Raw genomic sequence first — 3,073 nt, 5'->3', positions numbered from 1 at the left:
TTGTGCGGTTACTGCCCACTTGTTGATGTTCATGCGTCGCTCCTTTCGTGTGTGACGCTACTCGACGTCGTCGGAGTTGTCCGACGAGCCGAACGACCCGTTGAGCAGGCCCTTCATAACCTGCTCGGGGCCGGCTCCGTCGTAGCGGGCAAGCGCGGTTATGCGCTCCCGCATCCGGAGCTCGTGTATTTCGTCCTCGAGCTCGCGCACCCGGTGGCGAAGCTCGTCTATTTCCTTGTCGCGCTTTATGGCGCGCTCGCGCATGTCCAGGATCCTCACCACGCCGGCGAGGTTTATGCCCTCGTCGGTCAGCTTGCTGATGAGGTTCAGCCGGTCGATGTCGGCCTGCGAGTACAAGCGCGTGTTGCCCCGCGAGCGCCCAGGCGTAACGAGCCCCTTTTGCTCGTACACGCGCAGGGTTTGCGGATGCATGCCCGTAAGCTCGGCCGCCACGCTAATCATATAGAGGGGCTTGTTGCGGCCCTCCTCGTCGTCGGGCGTGCTACTCATAGCGCTCCACGTCCCTTCGATAAGCGCGGTGGTCCTGCTCCTGCAGGGCAGAAAGGGCGTCGCGTTCCTTCGCGCTAAGCGCCGTGGGAACCTTCACGCGCACCTTCACGTACAGTGCGCCCTTGCGTCCTTTGTGCTTCACGTCGGGAGCGCCAAGGTCGCGGAAGCGGAAGATCTTGCCGTCTTGGGTTCCGGCTGGAATCTTAAGACGGACCTTCTCGCCCTGCGGCGTGGGCACCTCCACGACGGATCCCAGCGCGGCCTCGTACATGGACACGGGAAGCTCCATGCGCACGTCGGCCCCGTCGCGCTTGAACAGCGGGTGCTCGGCCACGCTGGTAACTATTACCAGGTCGCCGCGCTCGCCGCCGTTTACGCCCGGCTCGCCGCGGCCGCGGTAGCGAAGCTTGCCGCCGTCCACCGCGCCTGCGGGAATCTTCACCGTGATGGTTTGCGACTCGCCCGTGGAGGGCACGCGATAGGTTACCTTGCGGGTTGCGCCCGTGAAGGCCTCCTGCGCGCTTACCTCGATGGTGGTGGTTAGGTCGCCGCCGCGCTGCGGGCGGTTGGCCTGCGCACGCGAGCCTCCCCCTCCGAAGATGGACGAGAAGTCGAATCCGCCGAAGCCCTCGTTGCCGGTTGCGCCGCGCACGTTGTTGAACAGGTCGCCCCAGTCCACGTCGCCCATGTTGGTGTAGGTGTAGGTGCGGTTGCGGCCGCCCGACCCGCCAAAGTCGGCGCCGGGAATGCCACCGAACATAAGCAGCTGGTCGTATTCCTTGCGCTTCTCGGGGTTGCTCAGCGTGGTGTAGGCCTCGCTGATCTCCTTGAACTTCTTTTCGTCTCCGCCTGCGTCGGGGTGATACTTTGCGGCAAGCTTGCGGAACGCGCGCCTTATCTCGTCGTCGGACGCATCGCGCTTAACGCCCAAGACGTCGTAGTAGTTGCGCTTCGTTGCCATGAAATAAGTTCGCCCCTTTCTTATGAGTGCGCCCGAGCCGCGAGGGCCCGGGCGCGTCGCCTTCTATTACTGGGCGTCCGCCTTGTTGGCGGAGCCTGCGTCCTTGTTGGGCGCGCCACTGCCGTTGGAGGACTTGGACGAGCCGTCGTCCTTGGCCTCCTGGGCCGGCCTCTTGGGCCCGCCGTAGCTCACCGTAACCATTGCCGAGCGGATTACCTTGCCGCCCATGCGATAGCCCTTTTGGTACACCTGGTCCACGGTTTCGTCGTACACGTCCTTGTTCTCGGTACGACCCACCGCCTGGTGTGCCATGGGATCGAACGGCTGGCCTGCCGGGTCAATAACCTCGACGCCCTCCTTCTGCAGGATGGAGACCATCTTGGTGTGAACCTGGTCGATTCCCTCAACGAACTGCTTGAGCTGCTCGTTGTCGCCCGCCGTCTTGCCGGCGTGATCAATTGCGCGCTCCATGTCGTCGATAACGGGAAGCAGGCTGGAAACCAGCTTCTCGGTGGCACGCTCGCGTTCGCGCTCGCGCTCCTGGGCCGTGCGGCGGCGGAAGTTCTGCCACTCGGCCGTGGTGCGCGTAAGGCGATCCACTGCCTCGGCGGCCTCCTTCTTTGCTGCCGCAATGTCATCGGCCACGGAGTCGTACTTCTTCTGCAGCTCGTCGCGCTCGGCGCGCAGCTTGTCGGCATCGGCCTTAAGGTCGTCGGCGGCCGCCTGCTCGCCGCGGCGAATTGCCTCGTCGGTCAGGCGCTGCTCCTCCTCGGGCGAAAGCTCCTGTGCGTCGGACTTGGCGTCGGCCTTGGTAGCATCGTCCACGCTTGCGGTGGCGTCATCGGTCTCGATGGGTACCTTCACTTCGCCCTCCTCGGGTGCCTTGCCGGGGGCGGCCTGCGCCGCCCCCTTCTTGTTATCCTTGCCAAACATTGCTGTCACTCGCTACAGAGTTACTTGTTGTCCTTGTTCTTGTCGTCGTCCACAACCTCGTAGTCAGCGTCCACCACGTCGTCGCCGTTGGAGGTGTTGCCCGCGTTAGGAGCGGACTGCTGGCCAGCAGCCTGGCTGTCGGTGTTGGAGTACACGATTTGTGCCAGCTTGTGGCCGGCCTCCTGCAGCTTCTCGCTGGCAGCCTTGATGGCCTCGACATCGGTGCCGTCCAGAGCCTTCCTGGTATTGGCTACCGCGTCCTCGACCTCCTTCTTCACGTCGGCGGGAACCTTGTCGCCCAGTTCCTTCACCGTTTGCTCGGTGCTGTAGGCCAAGGAGTCGGCCTGGTTGCGGACCTCGATCTCGTCCTTGTGCTTCTTGTCTTCCTCGGCGTGGGACTCGGCGTCCTTCACCATGCGGTCTACCTCGTCGTCGGAAAGCGCCGTGGAGCCCGAGATGGTGATCTGCTGCTGCTTGCCCGTGCCCTTGTCCTTGGCCGTAACCTTCACGATACCGTTGGCGTCGATGTCGAAGGTGACCTCAATCTGAGGCACGCCACGAGGAGCGGCGGGGATGCCGGTAAGGTTGAACTTGCCGAGCGACTTGTTGTCGCGGGCCATCTCACGCTCGCCCTGCAGGACGTTGATCTCGACGGACGTCTGGTTGTCG

The 3,073-nt window shown here is 63.7% G+C and carries 4 protein-coding genes; all 4 read right to left on the bottom strand.

Annotated features, from left to right (window positions below):
* Positions 1 to 57: 57 nt before the first annotated feature.
* On the bottom strand, positions 58 to 510 hold the full coding sequence (locus ACI38Z_RS04780) for a heat shock protein transcriptional repressor HspR (RefSeq protein ID WP_439789046.1): 453 nt from the start codon (positions 508 to 510) through the stop codon (positions 58 to 60).
* Positions 503 to 1,471: a DnaJ C-terminal domain-containing protein gene (locus tag ACI38Z_RS04775; protein ID WP_439789045.1), complete on the bottom strand. Its 969-nt coding sequence runs from the start codon at positions 1,469 to 1,471 to the stop codon at positions 503 to 505. Before ACI38Z_RS04775 ends, ACI38Z_RS04780 begins: the two co-directional genes overlap by 8 nt.
* 66 nt (positions 1,472 to 1,537) lie before the next feature.
* The gene (locus tag ACI38Z_RS04770; protein ID WP_439789044.1) at positions 1,538 to 2,404 is read right to left on the bottom strand and encodes a nucleotide exchange factor GrpE; all 867 of its coding nucleotides are present in this window, start codon (positions 2,402 to 2,404) and stop codon (positions 1,538 to 1,540) included.
* 20 nt (positions 2,405 to 2,424) lie between these two features.
* Positions 2,425 to 3,073: Hsp70 family protein (locus tag ACI38Z_RS04765; protein ID WP_439789043.1), on the bottom strand; the 649-nt coding region annotated here is incomplete at its 5' end.

The sequence above is a fragment of the Parafannyhessea sp. genome (genome assembly GCF_051876455.1).
In the GTDB taxonomy this organism is placed as follows: domain Bacteria; phylum Actinomycetota; class Coriobacteriia; order Coriobacteriales; family Atopobiaceae; genus Parafannyhessea.
Note: the sequence above shows the minus strand (reverse complement) of the source record. Positions and strands in the feature narration are given on the sequence as shown.